The organism is Microbacterium caowuchunii, from assembly GCF_008727755.1.
Lineage (GTDB): Bacteria > Actinomycetota > Actinomycetes > Actinomycetales > Microbacteriaceae > Microbacterium > Microbacterium caowuchunii.
The window spans coordinates 2320271-2339158 of record NZ_CP044231.1 but is presented as its reverse complement, the minus strand read 5'-3'; the positions used below and the strand labels follow the sequence as shown (position 1 = coordinate 2339158).

Annotated in this window: 16 protein-coding genes; 9 read left to right on the top strand and 7 right to left on the bottom strand. The window is 71.6% G+C overall.

All coding sequences use genetic code 11. The annotated features are described in order from the left end of the window. Window positions 1–27 precede the first annotated feature (27 nt). From F6J84_RS11215 to F6J84_RS11200, 4 genes are all read right to left on the bottom strand, one after another. Window positions 28–438: a hypothetical protein gene (locus F6J84_RS11215; protein ID WP_150973783.1), complete on the bottom strand. Its 411-nt coding sequence runs from the start codon at window positions 436–438 to the stop codon at window positions 28–30. Window positions 439–544: 106 nt separating this feature from the next. Continuing rightward, a complete protein-coding gene (locus F6J84_RS11210; protein WP_150973781.1) occupies window positions 545–1546 on the bottom strand; it encodes a glycosyltransferase family 2 protein in 1002 nt (333 codons plus the stop codon). 13 nt (window positions 1547–1559) lie between these two features. Next, the gene (locus F6J84_RS11205) at window positions 1560–2888 is read right to left on the bottom strand and encodes an O-antigen ligase family protein (RefSeq protein WP_150973779.1); all 1329 of its coding nucleotides are present in this window, start codon (window positions 2886–2888) and stop codon (window positions 1560–1562) included. Beyond that, window positions 2885–4285, bottom strand: a complete 1401-nt coding sequence (locus tag F6J84_RS11200; RefSeq protein WP_150973777.1) for an O-antigen ligase family protein — start codon at window positions 4283–4285, stop codon at window positions 2885–2887. The genes F6J84_RS11205 and F6J84_RS11200 overlap by 4 nt, the downstream gene beginning before the upstream one ends. Window positions 4286–4325: 40 nt before the next feature. Between F6J84_RS11200 and manA the strand changes: the two genes are divergently transcribed. The 4 genes from manA to F6J84_RS11180 all read left to right on the top strand — a co-directional run bounded on the left by manA (window position 4326) and on the right by F6J84_RS11180 (window position 10396). Next, window positions 4326–5495, top strand: a complete 1170-nt coding sequence (gene manA, locus F6J84_RS11195; protein WP_150973775.1) for a mannose-6-phosphate isomerase, class I — start codon at window positions 4326–4328, stop codon at window positions 5493–5495. 226 nt (window positions 5496–5721) lie between these two features. Then, on the top strand, window positions 5722–6045 hold the full coding sequence (locus tag F6J84_RS11190; RefSeq protein ID WP_150973774.1) for a WhiB family transcriptional regulator: 324 nt from the start codon (window positions 5722–5724) through the stop codon (window positions 6043–6045). Window positions 6046–6122: 77 nt separating this feature from the next. Then, the gene (locus tag F6J84_RS11185; RefSeq protein ID WP_150973772.1) at window positions 6123–8993 is read left to right on the top strand and encodes a glycosyltransferase; all 2871 of its coding nucleotides are present in this window, start codon (window positions 6123–6125) and stop codon (window positions 8991–8993) included. After that, a complete protein-coding gene (locus F6J84_RS11180; RefSeq protein WP_150973770.1) occupies window positions 8990–10396 on the top strand; it encodes a DUF5719 family protein in 1407 nt (468 codons plus the stop codon). The genes F6J84_RS11185 and F6J84_RS11180 overlap by 4 nt, the downstream gene beginning before the upstream one ends. A gap of 21 nt (window positions 10397–10417) precedes the next feature. Here F6J84_RS11180 and F6J84_RS11175 read toward each other — a convergent pair whose 3' ends face one another. Then, window positions 10418–10855 carry a metallopeptidase family protein gene (locus F6J84_RS11175; protein WP_191905649.1) on the bottom strand — a complete coding sequence of 146 codons (438 nt, stop codon included), beginning with the start codon at window positions 10853–10855 and terminating at the stop codon, window positions 10418–10420. 72 nt (window positions 10856–10927) lie between these two features. Here F6J84_RS11175 and F6J84_RS11170 point away from each other — a divergent pair, with 72 nt between their 5' ends. Beyond that, window positions 10928–11134, top strand: coding sequence for a DUF3499 family protein (locus F6J84_RS11170; RefSeq protein ID WP_150895672.1), 207 nt, complete (start codon window positions 10928–10930; stop codon window positions 11132–11134). 48 nt (window positions 11135–11182) lie between these two features. Further along, window positions 11183–12643, top strand: coding sequence for an adenosylhomocysteinase (gene ahcY / locus F6J84_RS11165; protein WP_150973768.1), 1461 nt, complete (start codon window positions 11183–11185; stop codon window positions 12641–12643). Between the two features lie 133 nt (window positions 12644–12776). Here the strand turns inward: ahcY and F6J84_RS11160 are convergent, their stop codons facing one another. Beyond that, window positions 12777–13586 carry an RDD family protein gene (locus F6J84_RS11160; protein ID WP_150973766.1) on the bottom strand — a complete coding sequence of 270 codons (810 nt, stop codon included), beginning with the start codon at window positions 13584–13586 and terminating at the stop codon, window positions 12777–12779. A gap of 16 nt (window positions 13587–13602) precedes the next feature. Here F6J84_RS11160 and F6J84_RS11155 point away from each other — a divergent pair, with 16 nt between their 5' ends. The 3 genes from F6J84_RS11155 (at window position 13603) to katG (ending at window position 17488) form a co-directional block, all read left to right on the top strand. Then, window positions 13603–14598 (top strand): stage II sporulation protein M, encoded by a 996-nt coding sequence (locus tag F6J84_RS11155; RefSeq protein WP_150973764.1) that lies wholly within the window; start codon window positions 13603–13605, stop codon window positions 14596–14598. A 61-nt stretch (window positions 14599–14659) separates the two neighbouring features. After that, window positions 14660–15088: a Fur family transcriptional regulator gene (locus tag F6J84_RS11150; RefSeq protein WP_150973762.1), complete on the top strand. Its 429-nt coding sequence runs from the start codon at window positions 14660–14662 to the stop codon at window positions 15086–15088. A gap of 48 nt (window positions 15089–15136) precedes the next feature. After that, window positions 15137–17488 (top strand): catalase/peroxidase HPI, encoded by a 2352-nt coding sequence (katG, locus tag F6J84_RS11145; RefSeq protein ID WP_150973760.1) that lies wholly within the window; start codon window positions 15137–15139, stop codon window positions 17486–17488. A 94-nt stretch (window positions 17489–17582) separates the two neighbouring features. Here the strand turns inward: katG and F6J84_RS11140 are convergent, their stop codons facing one another. Continuing rightward, window positions 17583–18887: a DUF58 domain-containing protein gene (locus F6J84_RS11140; protein ID WP_150973758.1), complete on the bottom strand. Its 1305-nt coding sequence runs from the start codon at window positions 18885–18887 to the stop codon at window positions 17583–17585. Between the last annotated feature and the right edge of the window lies 1 nt (window position 18888).

Genomic DNA, 18888 nt, shown 5'->3' with positions numbered 1-18888 from the left:
AGGAAACGGCATCAAACCGGGGACGGTTCAGGCGATGGTGCGGAAGAAGTCTCCGGTGTTTCCGAGGGTGTCGCTGGTCGGGTAGAGCGTGACATCCCATTGGCCGGGTGCAGCGTGGGTGGGGATCGTCACTTGCCGTTCCCATGTGCCGTTCGTGGCGTCGCCGGAAACGAGGGTCATCGCGCCGAATCCGTGGCCTTGGTCCGTGCCCTGATGGCTGACGGTGATGGTCGGCGTCTGGACGCCTGCGGGGTCCTTCAAGGAGACCCGGACCGTGAACCGCGCCGGCCCTTTCGCGAGGTTGAACGACGACGCGCTCACCGAACTCGACACGAACACCGGCCCGGCCGTATCCGTAGCGGCGAGCGCAGGTGCCGGTGCCGCGACGATCAGCGCAAGGAGCAGAAAGAACGTAGTGATACCGCGCCAATACCGCATGTGCCCCCCCAGGCCTTTGGCGAAGGCGGCCGGTGGTTCGGCGCCATTTCGCTTCCGAGGATCACCATATCGGGGTATGTCCTCCACCGAGGACGGCGCACGCCGACTACAACGAGGGCTGAGCGTCCGCAAGCGGCGGCATCGGACGCCACTGCGGGTCACGGGCGATCTTCCGCCCGTCCTTGAGCCCGCGGAACAGGTGCTTCGTCCCGCGTGCCTTCCGCTCCACGGCGAGCAGTCGGACGATCTCCTTGGCGAACGTCAAGGCCGTCCCGGCATTGAACAGCACCGGGTTGTAGACGCCGAGCTCGCGATAGTAGCGCTTGATGTGCGCGCGGTTGCGCATGATGTAGTACCGGTACGCGTCGCTCGAGGCGTTCATGTGCCGGATACCCATGTCCCACTGCTTGATCTCGCGGGTGCGGCGCAGGACGAATTCGTCGACGATCACCGACGTCGTGTGGCGGGAGGCCAGCCATCCGTACATCTGGTCGTCCCAGTAGATGAAGAACCTCGGATCGGGCAGGCCGATCTGTTCCACGATGTCGCGGTGGATGAACATCCCCTCGAAGCACCCCGAGTTCATCTCCTTGAAGCCCGACTCGTCGAAGCCGGACGGGGCGAAGGGGATGGGGATCCCCATCCGGTCCGCGATGCGGTACTGCCAGTAGAACTCGCTGCCGTCATAGTCGTACCGCCGGCCCTGGATGCTCTTGAACCGCGGTGCCCACTTGCCCATGCTGGCGAGGCCGTCCGGCATCACCTCGACGTCGTCGTCCATCAGCCAGATCCAGGTGGACCCGAGCTCGTAGGCGAGCCGCATGCCCTCACTGAATCCTCCGGAACCGCCGGTGTTGGTCTCCAGCCGGCGGTAGACGATCTCGGCGCCCACGCGGTCGCGGAAGGACTCGACGACGTCGCCCGTGTCGTCCACCGAGGCGTTGTCCACGATCACGACGTGACCAGGCTTCGGATCCATCCGCTCGATGCTCTCGAGCAGGCGGGTGAGCAGGTGCGACCGGTTGTAGGTCACGATCGCGATCGTCGCCGACGACGGCTCGAAGGCGGGGGAGGTGTGCTCGTCGAGACGTTCGGATGCGGTGGTCATAGCGGGGCAGAGTCTACCCGGCCTTCCCGTCACCGCCCTGAATGCCACTCGGCAACTCCGGCCCCACGGGGGCGGGTTCGCGCACCCGGTCCCGCCACGAGCGGCTGTGCCCGGCACGGGCCGCACAGAGGACGAGCATCATCCAGCCGTAGCCGTGCAGCGTGAAGCTCTCGAACATGGAGTCGACCAGGAGGGCGACCAGGATGAGGGGCGTCCAGGTGTAGACGACGGAACGCCGCGTGCTGGCCTCGCTCCAGCCGCGCACGAGCGCGATCCCGCACACGATGAGGAAGAGCAGGAGGCCCAGCCATCCCACCTGCAGCAGGACGTCGAAGTAGGCGTTCAGCGCCGACGCGTGCCGTTCGGTCAGGGCGAAGTTGATCCCGAGGAACGGGAACTCCGACGTCGACCACGCCCCGTACCAACCCCACCCCTGCACGGGGTAGTACCGCACGTAGTCGAGGATCGTGTTCCAGAGATCGGCCCGGGTGGAGAAGTCCGACCCTGCGCCCAGGAAGGCGATGATCGGGTTCCGCGCCAGGTAGGCGACGATGAGCCCGAGGACGACCACCGCGCCCAGGGTCGTCTGGAGGAGCGGGCGCTGCGTGGGTGTCGCGTGCCGCATCAGCATGAGCGCGAGCGTCGCCAGGGCGACGATCGTGGCGATGACGACGACGGTGGGGGAGTCGGAGAGGACGGCGAGTCCGCCCGCGAGGACGACGGAGAAGATCGAGAGCCCGGTAGGGACGGACGAGGTGCGCCACTCCACCACGAAGGTGATGAGCGCGAGCACCGCGATGAAGCCGAGCGTGTTGCGCGTGCCGAAGATGCCCTGCACCGGGCCGAGGTCGGCGATGGCCCCCTGGACCCCCAGCAGGGAGAACGGCATGTCGAGCAGGATGCCGAAGAGGATCTCGACCCCGAGCGAGATCGAGAGCAGCCAGCGCATCACGTCCCCGAAGGCGCGGGCGGTCTGCAGGGTGTCACGGACGTGCGCGATCGTCAGGGCGAGCAGCGCGAAAGCGAGGAGGCCCACCCAGCCCGCGAGCGACTTCCGCGAGTCCGTCGACCACACCACGCTGGCTCCGGCCCAGGCGATGAAGACGAGCACCGAAATCGGTGCGAAACGCAGCGGTGAGAGCTCCCGCCGCCGGGCGATGAGGATGCCGCCGGCCAGGAGGCAGAGGCCGGCGATCATGGTGACGTAGGTCACCCGGCCGGCGAGCCGCTCGATCGCGAAGGAGCCGAACGTGGCCGCGATCGTGGTCAGCGTGAACGCCCGGGCGAGCCCCGCCGACCGCAGCAGCTCACCCGTCGACGAGCCGAAGGGGAGTGCCGTCATGGGGTGGCCACCACGGGATCCCCACGTTCGATCAACGCCGACTGCTCCGCGGGTCCCACGCCCACCAGCGGCGCCTGGGTGACCTTGCTCCCGAGCATCACCACGAACATCCAGCCCCACAGCAGCAGCGGTCCGGACTCGGCCAGGCCCTGCACCAGCAGCACGGTCGCCACGAGGGTCGGCAGGAGGGTCAACGGGGAATAGGGGCGGTCCGCCCGCAGGTCCCAGCGCGGCCGGTCGATCGCGAAGAACCAGGAGCGCCAGATGAAGGCGAGATAGATCCCGGCCATCAGGAGGACCCCGATGATCCCGAGCTGGAGGAACACGTCGATCCACATGTTGTGCGCCTGCATCACGGTCTCCCCGTGATCGACGATCCAGCGATCGAACATCGGGTCGGACGGCAGCCACGGAGTCGCGAACCCCCAGCCGATCACGGGATGCTCCGCGGCGCGCTCGAGCACCGCCTGCCAGATCCCCTCGCGACCGGTGAGGTCGCTGGAGCGGCCCAGCGCGCCGAAGATCGCGTCGCGCCCGAACCAGAGGGCGGCGCCGCCGATCACCGCGGTCGCGGCGTACACGAGGTAGTAGACGGTGCGCCCTCCCGGACGGCGGACCGTGCGCATGAGCAGGACCGTCGTGAGCACGACCGCGGCCGCCAGCGCGGAGAGATAGGCGGTCGCCGATCCGGCCCGTACCAGGAGGAAGACGGCCAGCAGGATCCAGCCGAGCAGGAGCACGCGCCGGGGCGCGCGCGCCGCATACCGGATGGCGAACACGATCACGGCCAGGAGCGCCACCACGGCGAGCAGGTTGGCGTTGCCGAAGATCCCCTGGATGCGGCCGCCGTCGAAGAGGTTGTCGCGTGACCAGTAGACGATCGGATCCATCTTCTCGGCCGGGACGACGAAGCCAGGGAGCAACGGTCCGCCGACGAAGAGCGATACGCCCAGTTCGAACAGGAGCGAGAGGGACAGTACCCACTTCAGCGCGGCGGCGATGGCGGCGACCGTCTCCTTCCAGGTGAGCACCGCGGCGACGAAGAGTCCCTGGGTCGTCGTGACGGCCAGGAGCAGCCAGGTGATGCCGGTGGTCGCCGGCCACGCCGACCAGAGTGCGGAAGCGGCGGCCCACGCCACGTAGCCCAGGACGAACCAGGGCAGACGCCGCCAGTTCACCGGCGGCCGCACGGTCGCCCAGACGCCCACCGAGACGAGCCCGGAGACGAGCGCGACGAACCCGGCGCCCGTCTCGCCCAGCGCGTGCACCCACGCGACTCCGGCGAGGGCCTGGAAGAGCACGAACACGCACCAGGCGCGCAAGAGCAGATGGCCCGTGCGCTCGCGGGCGGGCGGGGCGGGAACGGGACCCGCGGGGTGTTTCGTGAGGACCGCCATGATGCACTCAGAGTATCCGGGTGCGCCGTACGCTGGGGGTGTGCTGGCACGGCTCTCCAACGCCCCCCGCGACTACGCCTGGGGGTCCACCTCGCTCATCGCCGCGCTCGAGGGTCGCACACCCAGCGGCGCCCCGGAGGCGGAGGTCTGGTTCGGGGACCATCCGGGCTCGCCGGCGCAGGTCGAAGACGGCAGCGGCCTGACGCTCGACGCGTGGCTGGACGCGCGCGCCACCGGGACCGGCGCGCCGGACCGACTCCCGTACCTGCTGAAGCTGCTCGCGGCGGGTTCGCCGCTGTCCATCCAGGTGCACCCCTCCCAGGACGAGGCACGCCGAGGCGCGGCGCGCGAGGATGCCGCCGGCGTCCCCGTCGACGCGCCGGAGCGCAACTACAAGGACCGCAATCACAAGCCCGAGGTCATCGTCGCGGTCTCCGAGCGCTTCGAAGCGCTGGCGGGCCTCCGCGGACTCTCCGCGACCCGTCGCCTGCTGACCGCGCTCGGGGACGAGCCCGGTCTCCGGGCGCTCCGCGCCTCGCTGGAGGGGGACGACGAACCCGCCGCGCTCCGCCGCACGATCACCTGGCTGCTGTCGGGGGACTCCCGGGACACCGTCGCCGCCGTGATCACGGCGCTCGCCGCCGCGCGGTCCCCGGAGTTCGGACCGGAGTTCGATGCTGCGCGGAGGATCGCCGCCGCCTATCCCGGTGACCCCGGCGTCGTCGTCGCGCTCCTGATGAACCACGTCGTCCTCGCCAGGGGAGAGGCGCTCTTCGTCCCCGCCGGGGTTCTGCACGCGTACCTCTCGGGACTCGGCGTCGAGGCGATGGCGGCCAGCGACAACGTCCTGCGCGGCGGACTCACCCCGAAGCACATCGACGTCCCCGAGCTCATGGCGATCGTCGACGCGACCCCCGGCCCGCCTCCGTTCCTCGCGCCGCGTGCCGAAGGCGACGGCGTGGAGACCTTCGCTCCCGGCATCCCGGACTTCGTCCTCTGGCACGTGTCCGTGTCCAGCGGCGCCGAACGCCGCATCCCGCTCACCGGCCCCGCCATCCCCCTCGCGGTCGCCGGTGAGGTGACCGTGGTCGGGGGATCGGGCGTCGCGGTGACGCTTCGTCCCGGCCAGGCGGCCTTCGCCACGCCCGACGAGCGGGAACTGATCGTGACCGGTGACGGCGAACTCTTCATCGCACATCCCGGCCGATGACCGGGCGCGACACGCGGGCGATGTCTGCCGGTTTCGCGCAAGGAAACGCGGAAGGGGTTGTGCCGGAGTAACGAATCCGCGCCAACCGACACGCCGTCGGCGCGTCGTGAAGATTCAACGGTGAGTTGAGGGTTTACGATCTGCGACTTGATTTCCTCGAATCACACCTGTGTAATTTAGGCATCCACTCACCGTGAGCGGAGATCGAACAGGGCGGGGAGAGCAGATGACGGGCGCACAGTACCGTTCGGGCGTTCCCGACAATTGGTTCGTCGATCCGGTCTTCCTCGGTGTCCCCGGCGTTCGCCGTGACGCACCGGCGGAAGGCAACCCGCTGTCATGGCAGAGCGACGCGCTCTGCGCGCAGACCGACCCCGAGGCCTTCTTCCCGGAGAAGGGCGGTTCCACACGTGATGCCAAGCGCATCTGCACGACGTGCGACGTGCGGGACCAGTGCCTGGAGTACGCGCTGCAGAACGACGAGCGGTTCGGGATCTGGGGCGGGCTGAGCGAGCGCGAGCGGCGCAAGCTCAAACGCCGCGCGGGGTGAGCAGGGCACGCGACATCGCGTGTCCTCGGCGCGTACGCCCGGCCACCGCGCCCGTGCGCGCTTAGGCTGACCAGGCTATGCCCGCCCGAGTCCATGCCCTCCTCGTCGTGCGACCCGAAGGTCGCGCCTCCGCGGCGACCCATCTCGCGCGCACGCTCGACGCGCTCGCCGCGCAGACCCGCCCCGCGGACGTCCTGACGATCGTGCTCTGCGGCGCCGGTCCTGCCGTCACCGAGCTGGCCGCGGCGTCGGGCGCCGAAGGCATCATCACGGCATCGGGTGCGACGACCTTCGCCGACGCCGTCCGTCTCGCCGGACCCCGCCTGACCGGTGACGCGATCTGGTTGCTCGCCCAGGACACCGCCCCGGAGCCGCACGCCCTCGGGCGACTGCTCGCCGGACTGGAACGTGCGCCGTCGGTCGCCATCGTGGCGCCGAAGCTCGTGGATGCCGACGACGCCTCGCGCATCGTGTCGCTGGGCGTGACCATGACCCCCCTCGGCCGGACGGTGGGGCTGGCCGACGACGAGCTCGACCAGGGACAGCACGACGCCGACGAGGACGTCCTGGGCGCCGACATCCGGGGGATCCTGATCCGCGCCGGCGTGTGGCGTGAGCTCGAGGGGATCGACCCCGCGCTCGGTGGCGCCGACGAGGGGCTCGACCTCGGGGTGCGCGCCCGCCTCGCCGGACATCGCGTCAGCCTCGTGCCGACCGCGCACGTCGCCGTCGACGGGGACGGCGCGGCCGGGCTGCCGGCGCCGACCACACGACGCCGGCGCCGGCGCCGCGCCTACGCCACGCGCCTCGCGCAGCTCCACCGCCGCCTCGCCTACGCGCCCGCCGCGGCGGTGCCGCTGCACCTGCTCTCGCTCATCCCCCTGGCGCTCTGGCGCGCGGCGACCCTGCTCGTGGTCAAGCAGCCCGCCCGGGTGCTCCCGGAGTGGGGCGCCTCCATCGTCGCCTTCTTCCGCTGGGGGGCGATCGCCCGCTCCCGCCGCGTCATCCGCCGATCGCGCACCGCATCCTGGCACCAGCTCGCATCGCTGCGCATCACCCGTACCGACCTCAGACAGCGCTTCGACGCCGATGTCGACGCGGACGCGATGGATCGCCCCATCCGCGAGGAGCTCCGGTTCTTCACCGGCGGCGGCGCGTGGCTCGTCCTGGCCGCCCTGCTGGTCTCGGTCGTGGCGTTCCCGTCGCTGCTCGCCTGGCCGGTCCTGGGCGGGGGCGCCCTCGAACCACTCCGTGCGACGTGGGGCCAGCTCTGGGCGGACGCCGCATACGGCGCCCGTTCCGTCGGCCTCGACACCGTCGGTCCGGCCGACCCCTTCGCCGCCCTCATCGCGGTGGTGGGCTCGCTCTGGCCGGGGGACCCCTCCCGGGCCCTCGTGCTGCTGTGGATAGCCGCCCTGCCGCTCGCCGTGCTGGGCGCCTGGTTCGCCGCCAGCCGCGTCACCTCGAACTCGCTCCTGCGCAACACCGCCGCGGTGGCCTGGGCGCTGGCGCCGACGTTCTGGACGGCCTTGGTCGACGGGCGCGCCGGTGCGGTGATCGTCCACCTGCTGCTGCCGTGGCTCATCTACGCCGGCGCCGTCGCCCACCGATCCTGGGCGGCCGCCGGCGCGGCGTCCCTGCTGCTGGCGGGCGTACTGGCCGCTGCGCCCTCGCTCGCTCCCGCGCTGGTGATCCTGTGGGCCCTCGTGGTCATGCTCGTGCTGGTCGCCCGCGCGGGGCACGGAGTCGGCCACATCGTCTGGCTGGGCGTCCCCTCGCTCGCCCTGTTCGCCCCCCTCCTGTGGGTTCAGGTGCGCGCGGGGAACATCTGGGGTCTGCTGGCGGATCCCGGACCCGTTTGGGCGGGACCTCAGGCGACCGCGGATGCCGCGGGGCGTCTGGCGCTCGCCGGCGGATTCCCCACCACCGACCTCGCCGGCTGGACCACCCTGCTCTCGGGCACGACGCTGTCCTCCCTCGCCCCCTGGGTGCTCGTGCTCGTCGCTCCGCTGTGCGCGCTGGCCCTCCTGTCGCTGCTCACCCCGCGGTGGATGGTCTCCGCGATCCTGCTCGTGATCGCCCTCCTCGGCATCGGCACGGCCTTCGCCGCCGTGGGCATCGCCGTCGTCTCCAGCACCAGCGCCGAGCCCGTCCCGCTCTGGCCCGGGTCCGGTCTCAGCCTCGCGTGGCTCGGCGTGGTGGGAGCCGCCGTGATCGCCCTCGACGCGGGGCTGCCGATCCGCCTCCGCGGCCTGCGGGCGGTCGGTGCGGCGGTGGTGATCGGCACCCTCCTCGTCGTCGCCGTCCCCTCCGTGACCGCCATGATGCGGGATGCATCGATGCTGCGGAACGGTCCCAGCTCGACGCTGCCGGCCTACGTCGCCGCTCAAGGCCGCGACGACCTCTCGGTCGGGACCATCCTGATCACACCCCTCGATTCCGGCGCCGCCGCCGCGCGCGTCGTCTGGGGAGGGAGCGAGACGATCGCCGGTCAGTCGACCGTCGCCGAGACGCGGACGGTCCCGGATGCGCAGGACGAGGAGGTGGCGGAGCTGACGGCGGACCTGGTCACCGCGACGTCGGACGACATCGTCAGCCGGGTCGCCGCGCACGGCATCCGGTTCATCGTGCTGGCCCCGGCGTCGGACAGCGAGACGGATGCCGCACGGGCGCTGCGGCTCTCCGCCGAGACCGCCCTGGATCAGCGCGACCAGCTGGACACCGTGGGCGTCACACCCAAGGGCACGCTCTGGCGTGTCTCCGCCGACGTCGCCGATCGGCCCGGCCCCTCCGCGGCCGACCGTCAGCTCGCCGTGCTGATCGCCCTCATCCAGCTCGTCGTCGTCGCCGCCGCGCTGCTGCTGTCGGTCCCCACCGCGTCGTCGCGCCGTCAGGCACGGCGGATGCCCCGCACGGTCGGGCCCCGCGCCCGCGAGGAGGAACGATGACGCGCCGGACCGCGCTCGCCTGGGCCGCGACCAGCACCCGTCTCGTCGTGGGCGCCGCTCTGGCCGCCGGCATCGTGCTGGTGGTCGGCATCGGCGTGGCTGCTCCCTGGCCGACCCGGGAGCAGGAGCCGGTGGCGGTGACGGTCGTCCCGACGCCCGCGGAAACCGTCCTCGCCTGCGCGGGACCCCTCGTGGTGCTCGCCCGTGACTCCAGCGAGGCGGGCGGCCTGACCCAGGCCGCGCCGAGCGGCGTCGTCTCCGGCTCCGCCGGGGAACCCCTGGACGCGTCGCTGCTGGGCACGACTCCGGCGGTCGCCGGAGGGGAGGGCCCGGCCGTGCTCGTCGCCTCGCCTCAGGGTGACCGGCGGTCGGATGCGGTGGCCGCGGGAAGCTCCGCGGTGGACGCGGAGGATCTCCGAGGGCTGGCCGCATCGGCCTGCCGCGCCCCCTTGATCGAGTCCTGGCTGGTCGGCGGGGCCACGACGACCGGCGCCGCGGACCTCATCCTGCTCGCGAACCCCTCGGACGTCGCCGCCACCGTCGACCTGACGCTGTACGGCGCCACCGGCGCCAGCGTGCCCCCGGGAGGGACCGCACTGCGTGTCGACGCGCGCAGCCAGCGGATCGTGCCGCTCGCGGGTCTCGGCGTCGGCGAGGGTGCTCCGGTCGTGCGCGTGACCGCGTCCGGTGCCCCGGTCGCCGCGGCCCTGCAGACCAACATCACCCGGACGCTCCTGCCGGGAGGCGTCGATCAGGTCGGCCCGGTCGTGGGCGCCGAACGGACGGTCGTCATCCCGGGTGTCCAGGTGCTGCCCTCCGCCGTGGAGGCGTCGCCGAGCGGCGCGACGACACTCCTCCGGCTGCTCTCTGCGGGGGTGGACACGTCGGTCACCGTGACCGCGGTCGACGCGGACGGCCGGGAGGTCCTCCGCCAGGAGGCGCCCGTCCTCGCCGACGTGCCGTCCGAGATCGACCTGGCCGGGCTCGAGGCCGGGGTCTACAGCGTGGAGGTCGAGGCGGACGACCCGGTCGCGGCCGCGGTCTGGCAGACCACGGGCCTGGGAGAGGGGGCCGACTTCGCCTGGTACACGCCCGCGCCGGTGCTCTCCGCGGAGACCCTCGTCGCCGTACCGGAGGGGCCTGATCCGCAGATCATGTTCGTCGGCACGGGGGCGGCAGCGGGACAGGTCGTGCTGGAACCGCTCAGCGGCGGCGCATCCACCCGGACGACGGTCGCGGCGAACGGCGCCGCCGTCGTATCCGTGGACGCCGGGACGGTCTACCGGCTCACGACGGACCAGCCGATCCGCGCGGGCGTGACGTTCGCCGCTGCCGGTGCCCTGGCGGGCTTCCCGGTCTGGGCGGCGGAGTCCGCGGCCGCCGAGATCACCGTCTATCCCTGAGGCCGGCGTCCCGCCCGCGACTCAGATGTCGCGGAAGCGGTCCGGACCCAGGTCCCAGGGATCGCGACCCAGGTACTCCGCGGCGGCACGGAACACGCAGCTCTCGATCATCATCCGCCGGTGCGCGTCGTCGTCGCGGTGCAGGTGCCCGAGACGCTCGATCGGCAGGCGGTAGAGCACGATGCGCCGCTCGGCGGGGAGCACCGTCCAGCGCGGGATGCCGTCCGCATCCGTGGTGGGAGGCATGTCCGCCATCTCGAAGCGCACCTCGCGCAGTTCCTCCCACGCCGAGCGCAGGAACTCCGCTGCCGACCCCACCGCCATGTCGAAGCGTTCGACCCGTGTCTCCAGCGGGGGGAGCGGCGGGCGCACGACCGCGCTGCGGCCCTCGCGTCCGTGCCGTCCGTGCCGTCCGGGGCGGGGCCTCGGGGGAGTGGTGCGGGACCGCCGGCGGATCATGTCCCCATCCTAGGTGGGCGGATGCGGCGCGGCGCGGCGGTGCCCCGCGGCGCCGTCGGTAGGGTCGAGGCGATGCAAGCCAGACTCTGCTCGAAGATCGCCTGCGCCCGCGAGGCGGTGGCGACGCTGACCTACGACTACGGCGACCAGATGGCGGCCGTGGGTCCTCTGGGGGCAGCGGGCGATCCGCACGCCCACGATCTGTGCGCCATCCACACCGAGCGGCTCTCCGTACCCAAGGGCTGGCTCGTCGTCCGTCACGAGACGCTGCGCACCTGACCGGGTAACACGCAGCCGTCTCCGGGGCGCGTGCGCGAGAATGGTCGTATGGCCACCCCCACACAGACTTCGATCGACTATGCCGTCCGCGATCTCGCGCTCGCCGAGGCCGGTCGCCACCAGCTCCGCCTCGCCGAGCACGAGATGCCCGGCCTCATGGCGCTGCGCGAGGAGTTCGGTCCCTCGCAGCCCCTGAAGGGCGCCCGGATCGCCGGCTCCCTGCACATGACGGTGCAGACCGCCGTCCTCATCGAGACCCTGACCGCGCTCGGCGCACAGGTCCGCTGGGCCAGCTGCAACATCTTCTCCACCCAGGACGAAGCGGCTGCCGCCGTAGTCGTCGGGCCGCACGGCACGCCGGACGACCCGCAGGGCGTGCCGGTGTTCGCGTGGAAGGGCGAGACGCTCGAGGAGTACTGGTCGCTGGCCGACCGGATCTTCGACTGGAGCGCAGAAGGGGCCGACGGGCCGAACCTCATCCTCGACGACGGGGGCGACGCGACCCTGCTCGTGCACAAGGGTGTCGAGTTCGAGAAGGCGGGTGCCGTTCCGGAGGCCGGCCCGGATGCCTCCGCCGAGTACCGGGTGATCCTCGACACGCTGCGCGCGTCGATCGCGCGCGACCCGCAGCGGTTCACGCGCATCGCGGCCGGGCTGCAGGGCGTGACCGAGGAGACCACCACGGGCGTCCACCGCCTGTACGAGCTCGCCGCCGAGGGGGCGCTGCTCTTCCCCGCCATCAACGTCAACGACTCGGTCACCAAGTCGAAGTTCGACAACAAGTACGGCATCCGGCATTCACTCCCGGACGGTATCAACCGGGCGACCGACGTCCTGATCGGCGGCAAGACCGCGTTCGTCGTCGGGTACGGCGACGTGGGCAAGGGGGCTGCGGAGGCGCTCCGCGGTCAGGGCGCCCGCGTCATCGTGGGGGAGATCGACCCGATCTGCGCGCTGCAGGCGGCCATGGACGGATACCAGGTCGCGAAGCTCTCTTCCGTGGTGGACCAGGTCGACATCGTCATCACCGGCACGGGGGACACCCGCGTGGTCGGCGTCGACGATCTCCTCGGTCTCAAGCACCTCGCGATCGTCGGGAACGTCGGGCACTTCGACGACGAGATCGACATGGCGGGACTCGAGGCCCTCCCGGGCGTCGAGAAGATCGAGATCAAGCCGCAGGTGCACGAGTACCGGCTGCCCACCGGCCGGAGCATTCTGGTGCTGAGCGAAGGCCGTCTGCTGAACCTCGGCAACGCCACCGGCCACCCCTCCTTCGTGATGAGCGCGTCGTTCACGAACCAGGTGCTCGCCCAGATCGAGCTGTTCACCAAGCGCGAGCAGTACCCCGTGGGTGTGTACGTCCTGCCGAAGCTCCTCGACGAGAAGGTCGCGCGGCTGCACCTGGCTGCCCTCGGAGTGGAGCTCACCGAGCTCACCGAGGAGCAGTCCGCCTATCTCGGCATCCCGGTGGAGGGCCCGTACAAGCCCGAGCACTACCGCTACTGAGCAAGCCGGAGCACTACCGCTACTGAGCGGGTGGAAGGGGCGGGAGCGCGTTCGTGCCTCCCGCCCCTTTCGTGCTCCCCGCGTCGTCGCACGGTGTTGCCCGGGCGCGGGTCAGGCGTCAGGGCGGTGCGGGTCAGGCGTCGGGGGTGAGCGCCGCGGCGCGCGCGTCGCGCTGTCGCACCGCGGCGAGCTCGCGTTCGAACCGCACCGCGACCACGGCGCGGAGGAAGAGCTCCGGGTCCACGGACGGGAGCGGTGACACGAACGCGGATGCCTCGGCCGCCAGCTCCTCGGCGATCCTCGACCGCGCCGCCGGCTGAAGCTGCTCGGCCTGCCGGACGAAGGCGCTGAGCCGGCGCGCGAGCCGGTCCGGAAGCGGCGCGACATCGGCGACCGCTGCCCATCCCGCGAGAGCGGGAGGCACCTCGGGATGCACCGGCACGAGTCTCGGGGACCGCGTGCGTTCGCTGTAGGTGCCCGCCAGCAGGTCGCCGAGGCGCTGCGATCGCGGAGTGAAGGCCCCGGTCACCGCCGCCACGGCGCCGAACGTGAACCAGATCTCGAGCACGCCCACGAGCGCGCGGATCAGCGCGTGCCGGAAACCGGCCGCACCGCCGTCCGTGCGCACGATCCGCCCGCCGCCCGCGAGCTTGCCGAGGCTCCGGCCGTGCGTCGCGGTCTCCACCACCGTGGGGATGACGACGGCGACCACGACGATCATCGCGATCGCGAAGATCGGCATCGCCGCGGCATCCAGGCCCTGCCCGCCCCACCACGTCATGACGAGCAGGAACAGGATGTAGACGAGTACCGCGACCGCGATGTCGATCAGGGCGCCGAGCGCCCGCAGGAAGAACCCGGTCGGCTGCACGTCGAGGGCGACGGCCTCACCGGTCAGGATCTCGTCCTGGCCGATGTCGACCAGGGGCGCGGGGGAGGGCATGGCTAGAGTCAAACACATGGACCTCGACGCGCTCACGGCGGCCCACCGCGCCGAGTGGGAGCGACTGGACGAACTCTCCCGGTCGCGACGGCTGGACGGCCCGGAGGTGGACGAACTGGTCACCCGGTACCGCTCCGCGTCCGCCGACCTCGCGGACCTCAAGACGACCGCGGGGCGCAGTCCGCAGGCGGACCACCTCTCGCTCGTCCTGGCCCGCGCCCGGTTGCGTCTGACCGGTCCGACCGAGAACGTGATGCGGCGCATCCCCCGCTTCTTCGCCCTGCAGCTTCCCGCCGCGCTCTATCGGCTGCGCTGGACGACCCTCGCCGTGGCGGTGGGCTTCGTCGCCGTCGCCACGCTGGTCGCAGCGTGGATCGGCACCGATCCCGCGCTCGTGGCCGCCCTCGGCTCGGAGGCCCAGCTGGCCTCGTACGCGCAGGACGAGTTCACCGCCTACTACTCGGAGAACCCCGCGGCCGTCTTCGCGGGCACGGTCTGGACGAACAACGCGTGGATCGCCGCGCAGTGCGTGCTCTTCGGGGTCACCGGCCTCTGGCCGATCTACGTGGTGATGCAGAACGCCGTCGGGCTCGGCACCTCCGCGGCCGTGATGGCGGCGTTCGACCGGCTCGACGTCTTCTTCGCATTCATCCTTCCGCACGGTCTGCTGGAACTGACCTGCATCTTCGTCGCCGCCGCCGCGGGGCTGCACATCTTCTGGGCCTGGGTCGTCCCGGGTCGACGCCCGCGTGCAGCGGCGCTGGCGGCCGCCGGCCGATCCCTCGCGACCGTCGCGGTCGGTCTCGTGTTCGCGCTGGGGCTGTCCGGGATCGTCGAGGGCTTCGTGACGCCGCAGCCCTGGCCCTGGCCGGTGAAACTCGGGCTCGGAGCCCTCGCCCTGGGCATCTTCCTCGCCTACATGCTGGGCCTGGGCGGACGTGCGTTCCGGCGCGGGGAGACCGGCGATCTGACCGAGGACGAGCGGGGTACGCCCGAGCTCGTGGCGGGCTGACGCCGGTCGGCGACGGCGTGTTCCTTTTTTGAACTAATCAAAACTAAGCTACGCTGGGGGTATGCCCCACAGAGCGACGACGGAGACGGATACCGCCATCCGCAGCGCCGGTCTGCGCGTCACCGACACGCGCCGCAGCGTGTACGAGGCGCTCCGGGAACTCCCGCACGCTCGCGCCGACGAGGTGCACGGCCGGGTGATCGCCGGGGTCCCGGCGACCAGCATGCAGTCCGTCTACAACGCCCTCGGGGACTTCGTCGACGCCGGTCTCGCCCGGCGCATCGAACCGGCCGGTCACGCCGGCCTGTTCGAACTGCGCGTGGCCGACAACCATCACCACCTCGTGTGCGACGCGTGCGGCCGGGTCGAGGACGTGGACTGCGTCGTGGGCGAGGCGCCCTGCATTCATCCCTCGCAGACCCACGGCTACCGCATCCACACCGCCGAGGTCACCTTCTGGGGCCTGTGCGCGACGTGCGCCGCGGCCTGAGACTTTCCCCCGCCCACCCGAATACCCCCATGAATGGAAGGATCATCCATGACTGACAAGGATGACGTCGTGTCCCAGATCGGTGAGAACCCGACCGGCACCGACCAGGCCGTCACCCCGATCGACACCCCGGTCGACGAGCGCTTCGACGGTGAGGACCGTCCGCGCTCGAACGAGGACGCCGCCGGCAAGTGCCCGGTGATCCACGGCGACGCGCAGGGTCCCGCGACCCCGACCTGGACGGGCGCGCAGCCGCACCCGACCGTCGGCTCGGCGAACCGCGTGTGGTGGCCGAACCAGCTGAACCTGAAGGTGCTCGCGAAGAACCCGGCGGTCGCCAACCCGCTCGGCGAGGACTTCGACTACAAGAAGGCCTTCGAGAGCCTGGACCTCGCCGAGGTGAAGAAGGACATCCTCGAGGTGCAGACGACCTCGCAGGAGTGGTGGCCCGCAGACTTCGGCCACTACGGTCCGTTCATGATCCGCATGGCCTGGCACAGCGCCGGCACGTACCGTGCGACCGACGGCCGCGGCGGCGGCGGGGCGGGCATGCAGCGCTTCGCTCCGCTGAACAGCTGGCCCGACAACGTCAACCTGGACAAGGCGCGGCGTCTGCTGTGGCCGGTCAAGAAGAAGTACGGCCAGAGCCTGTCCTGGGCCGACCTCATGATCCTGGCCGGCAACGTGGCGCTCGAGTCGATGGGCTTCAGCACGTTCGGCTTCGGCGGCGGTCGCCCCGACGTGTGGGAGCCGGACGACGACGTGTACTGGGGCCCGGAGACCACCTGGCTCGCCGACGAGCGCTACAAGGGCGACCGTGAACTCGAAGGCCCGCTCGCCGCCGTGCAGATGGGTCTGATCTACGTCAACCCGGAGGGCCCCAACGGCAACCCGGACCCCATCGCCTCGGCACGCGACATCCGCGAGACGTTCGGCCGCATGGGCATGAACGACGAGGAGACCGTCGCGCTGATCGCCGGTGGCCACACCTTCGGCAAGACCCACGGCGCCGCTCCCGACACCAACCTCGAGGGCAACCCCGAGGCCGCCGGGCTGGAGATGCAGGGCCTCGGCTGGAAGAACAACTTCGGCACCGGCCACGGCGACGACACCATCACGTCGGGCCTCGAGGTCACCTGGACCTACCACCCGACCCGGTGGGACAACGAGTTCTTCCACATCCTGTACGCCTACGACTGGGAGCTCATGAAGAGCCCCGGCGGCGGACACCAGTGGCGTCCGGTCAACGGCATGGGCGCGGACATGGTGCCCCTGGCGCACTCGGACGGCCGTCGAGAGCCCCGCATGCTCACGAGCGACCTGGCCCTGCGCATGGACCCGGACTACGACAAGATCTCGCGTCGCTTCAAGGACGACCCGGTGGCCTTCGGCGACGCGTTCGCGCGCGCCTGGTTCAAGCTCACCCACCGCGACATGGGTCCCGTCTCCCGGTACGCCGGGCCCGAGGTCCCCGCCGAGGAGCTCATCTGGCAGGACCCCGTGCCGGCGGTCGACCACGAGCTCATCGACGCCGCGGACGCCGCAGCGCTGAAGGCCGCGATCCTGGAGACCGGTCTGACCGTGCCCCAGCTGGTCGGCACGACCTGGGCGGCCGCATCCTCCTTCCGAGGCAGTGACAAGCGCGGCGGCGTGAACGGCGCCCGCATCCGTCTCGCCCCGCAGAAGGACTGGGAGGTCAACAACCCCGCACAGCTCGCGACGGTGCTGTCCGCCCTCGAGCAGGTGCAGGCCTCGTTCAACGCCGACCGCACCGACGGCAAGAAGGTGTCGCTGGCCGACCTCCTCGTGCTCGCCGGCAACGCGGCGGTCGAGAAGGCGGCCCGGGATGCCGGTGTCGACATCGAGGTCCCGTTCCACCCGGGCCGCACGGACGCCACGCAGGAGCAGACCGACGTGGAGTCGTTCTCGTTCCTCGAGCCGACCGCGGACGGGTTCCGGAACTACTACTCGTCGCGTGCGCTCCTGCCGCAGGAGCACCAGCTGGTCGACAAGGCGAACCTGCTCACCCTCAGCGCGCCGGAGATGACCGTGCTCGTCGGCGGCCTCCGCGTGCTGGGTGCGAACTGGGACGACTCCGACTACGGCGTCTTCACCGATCGCAAGGGCGTTCTGACGAACGACTTCTTCGTCAACCTCCTGGAGCTCGGGAACACGTGGAAGCCGCTCGACCCGGGCTCGCAGGCCTTCTCCGGCTCGAAGGACGGGTCCGGCGAGCCCGTCGGAGTCGGGACCCGCGTCGACCTGCTGTTCTCCTCGAACTCCGAGCTGCGCGCGGTCGCCGAGGTCTACGCCTCGGACGACGCCCGTGAGAAGTTCGTGAAGGACTTCGTCGCGGCCTGGACCAAGGTCACCGAGCTGGACCGGTTCGACCTGTCCTGATCGCCCCCGGAAGGCCCGCCCCGTGCACACGGTGGCGGGCCTTCCGCATGTCCGCCGGGGCGCCGGACATGCCGGCTGACGGGGCAGGGAGACCTCAGAGCAGTCCGCGGAGCTTCAGCGCGAGGTAGTGGTCGGCGACGCGCGGGGGGAGTGTCTCCGCATCCGCGGTCAGCGCCACCGCGCCGGCGCGCGAGATCCCGGCCGCCACGCGTGCGGCATCCGAACGCGCTCGCTGCACCGCGGCCGTCAGGTACGCCTGCTCCGCATCCGCCGGGGGACCGTCCGCGCCGATCTCCTCGTCCGTCGCCGTCCCCACGAGCACCCGCGAGCGCGACGTCCACGCAGGCAGCGCGGCGAGGAAGGCGCGGGATGCGGCGGGATCGTCCTGAGCGGTGAGGAGCACGACGAGGGCCGGCCGGACCGTCATACGTCGTACGAGCGCCGCGACCCCGGACCAGTCGGTGTCGATGAGCTGGGGCTCGACATCGGCCATCGCCTCCACGAGGGCCGGCACCAGTGCGGCGCCGGCGACGCCGCTCACGTGTGCCCGCTCGGCGCGGTCCATCATCACCAGATGCACGTGATCGCCGGCCCGCGCCGCCAGGGCGCCGAGCAGGAGCGTCGCCTCCATCGCGGCGTCCAGCCGGGTTCCGTCGCCCACGCGCATGGCCGATGTGCGGCCCGTGTCCACGACGATGACGACATGGCGGTCCCGCTCGGGCCGCCAGGTCTTGAGCATCGTGGTGCCGGCGCGCGCGCTCGCCCGCCAGTCGATGGAGCGGACGTCGTCGCCGCGCACGTACTCCCGCAGGCTGTCGAACTCCGTGCCGCGACCGCGGATCTGCACGCTGGTGGAGCCGTCGAGCTCCCGAAGACGGGCCAGCCGGGACGGAAGGTGGCGACGCGAGGCGAACGGCGGCAGCACCCGCACTGCGCCGTACGCGGGGATCACCCGCTGGCGCCCGGCGACGCCGAGCGGACCGCGGGAACGGATGACGACGAACTCCGTCCGGACCTCACCGCGGCGTCGCGGGCGCAACGGCACGCGCACCCGCCGGGACTCTCCCGCCGGGATGTCGAGGGCGGCCCGTTCCTCCGGCCCGCCCGCTGTCGGTTGCCACCCGTCCCTGAGCCACCCGCGCAGGTGCCGCGGCCCCGTGCTGCGCACGATGACCTCCGTCTCGACCGCCTCGTCGCGCCGGACGCGGGCGGGCAGACGCCGGGCGATGTCGACCCCGGCGGGGGAGGCCGCGAGCGCTGCATCCCCGCACGCGATGAGGAGGCACAGGGCCAGCCAGCCCGCCAGGACGCCCCACGGATCGACGCCGGCGGCCCCGAGCAGGACGACCGGCACGACGCCGAGGGCGACGAGGACGGGAAGACGACCGGTGACGAACACG

Coding starts and splice junctions, on each gene's coding strand:
- F6J84_RS11215 (WP_150973783.1), bottom strand. CDS start 438: ATGCGGTATTGGCGCGGTATCACTACGTTCTTTCTGCTCCTTGCGCTG.
- F6J84_RS11210 (WP_150973781.1), bottom strand. CDS start 1,546: ATGACCACCGCATCCGAACGTCTCGACGAGCACACCTCCCCCGCCTTC.
- F6J84_RS11205 (WP_150973779.1), bottom strand. CDS start 2,888: ATGACGGCACTCCCCTTCGGCTCGTCGACGGGTGAGCTGCTGCGGTCG.
- F6J84_RS11200 (WP_150973777.1), bottom strand. CDS start 4,285: ATGGCGGTCCTCACGAAACACCCCGCGGGTCCCGTTCCCGCCCCGCCC.
- F6J84_RS11190 (WP_150973774.1), top strand. CDS start 5,722: ATGACGGGCGCACAGTACCGTTCGGGCGTTCCCGACAATTGGTTCGTC.
- F6J84_RS11185 (WP_150973772.1), top strand. CDS start 6,123: ATGCCCGCCCGAGTCCATGCCCTCCTCGTCGTGCGACCCGAAGGTCGC.
- F6J84_RS11180 (WP_150973770.1), top strand. CDS start 8,990: ATGACGCGCCGGACCGCGCTCGCCTGGGCCGCGACCAGCACCCGTCTC.
- F6J84_RS11175 (WP_191905649.1), bottom strand. CDS start 10,855: ATGATCCGCCGGCGGTCCCGCACCACTCCCCCGAGGCCCCGCCCCGGA.
- F6J84_RS11170 (WP_150895672.1), top strand. CDS start 10,928: ATGCAAGCCAGACTCTGCTCGAAGATCGCCTGCGCCCGCGAGGCGGTG.
- ahcY (WP_150973768.1), top strand. CDS start 11,183: ATGGCCACCCCCACACAGACTTCGATCGACTATGCCGTCCGCGATCTC.
- F6J84_RS11160 (WP_150973766.1), bottom strand. CDS start 13,586: ATGCCCTCCCCCGCGCCCCTGGTCGACATCGGCCAGGACGAGATCCTG.
- F6J84_RS11155 (WP_150973764.1), top strand. CDS start 13,603: ATGGACCTCGACGCGCTCACGGCGGCCCACCGCGCCGAGTGGGAGCGA.
- F6J84_RS11150 (WP_150973762.1), top strand. CDS start 14,660: ATGCCCCACAGAGCGACGACGGAGACGGATACCGCCATCCGCAGCGCC.
- katG (WP_150973760.1), top strand. CDS start 15,137: ATGACTGACAAGGATGACGTCGTGTCCCAGATCGGTGAGAACCCGACC.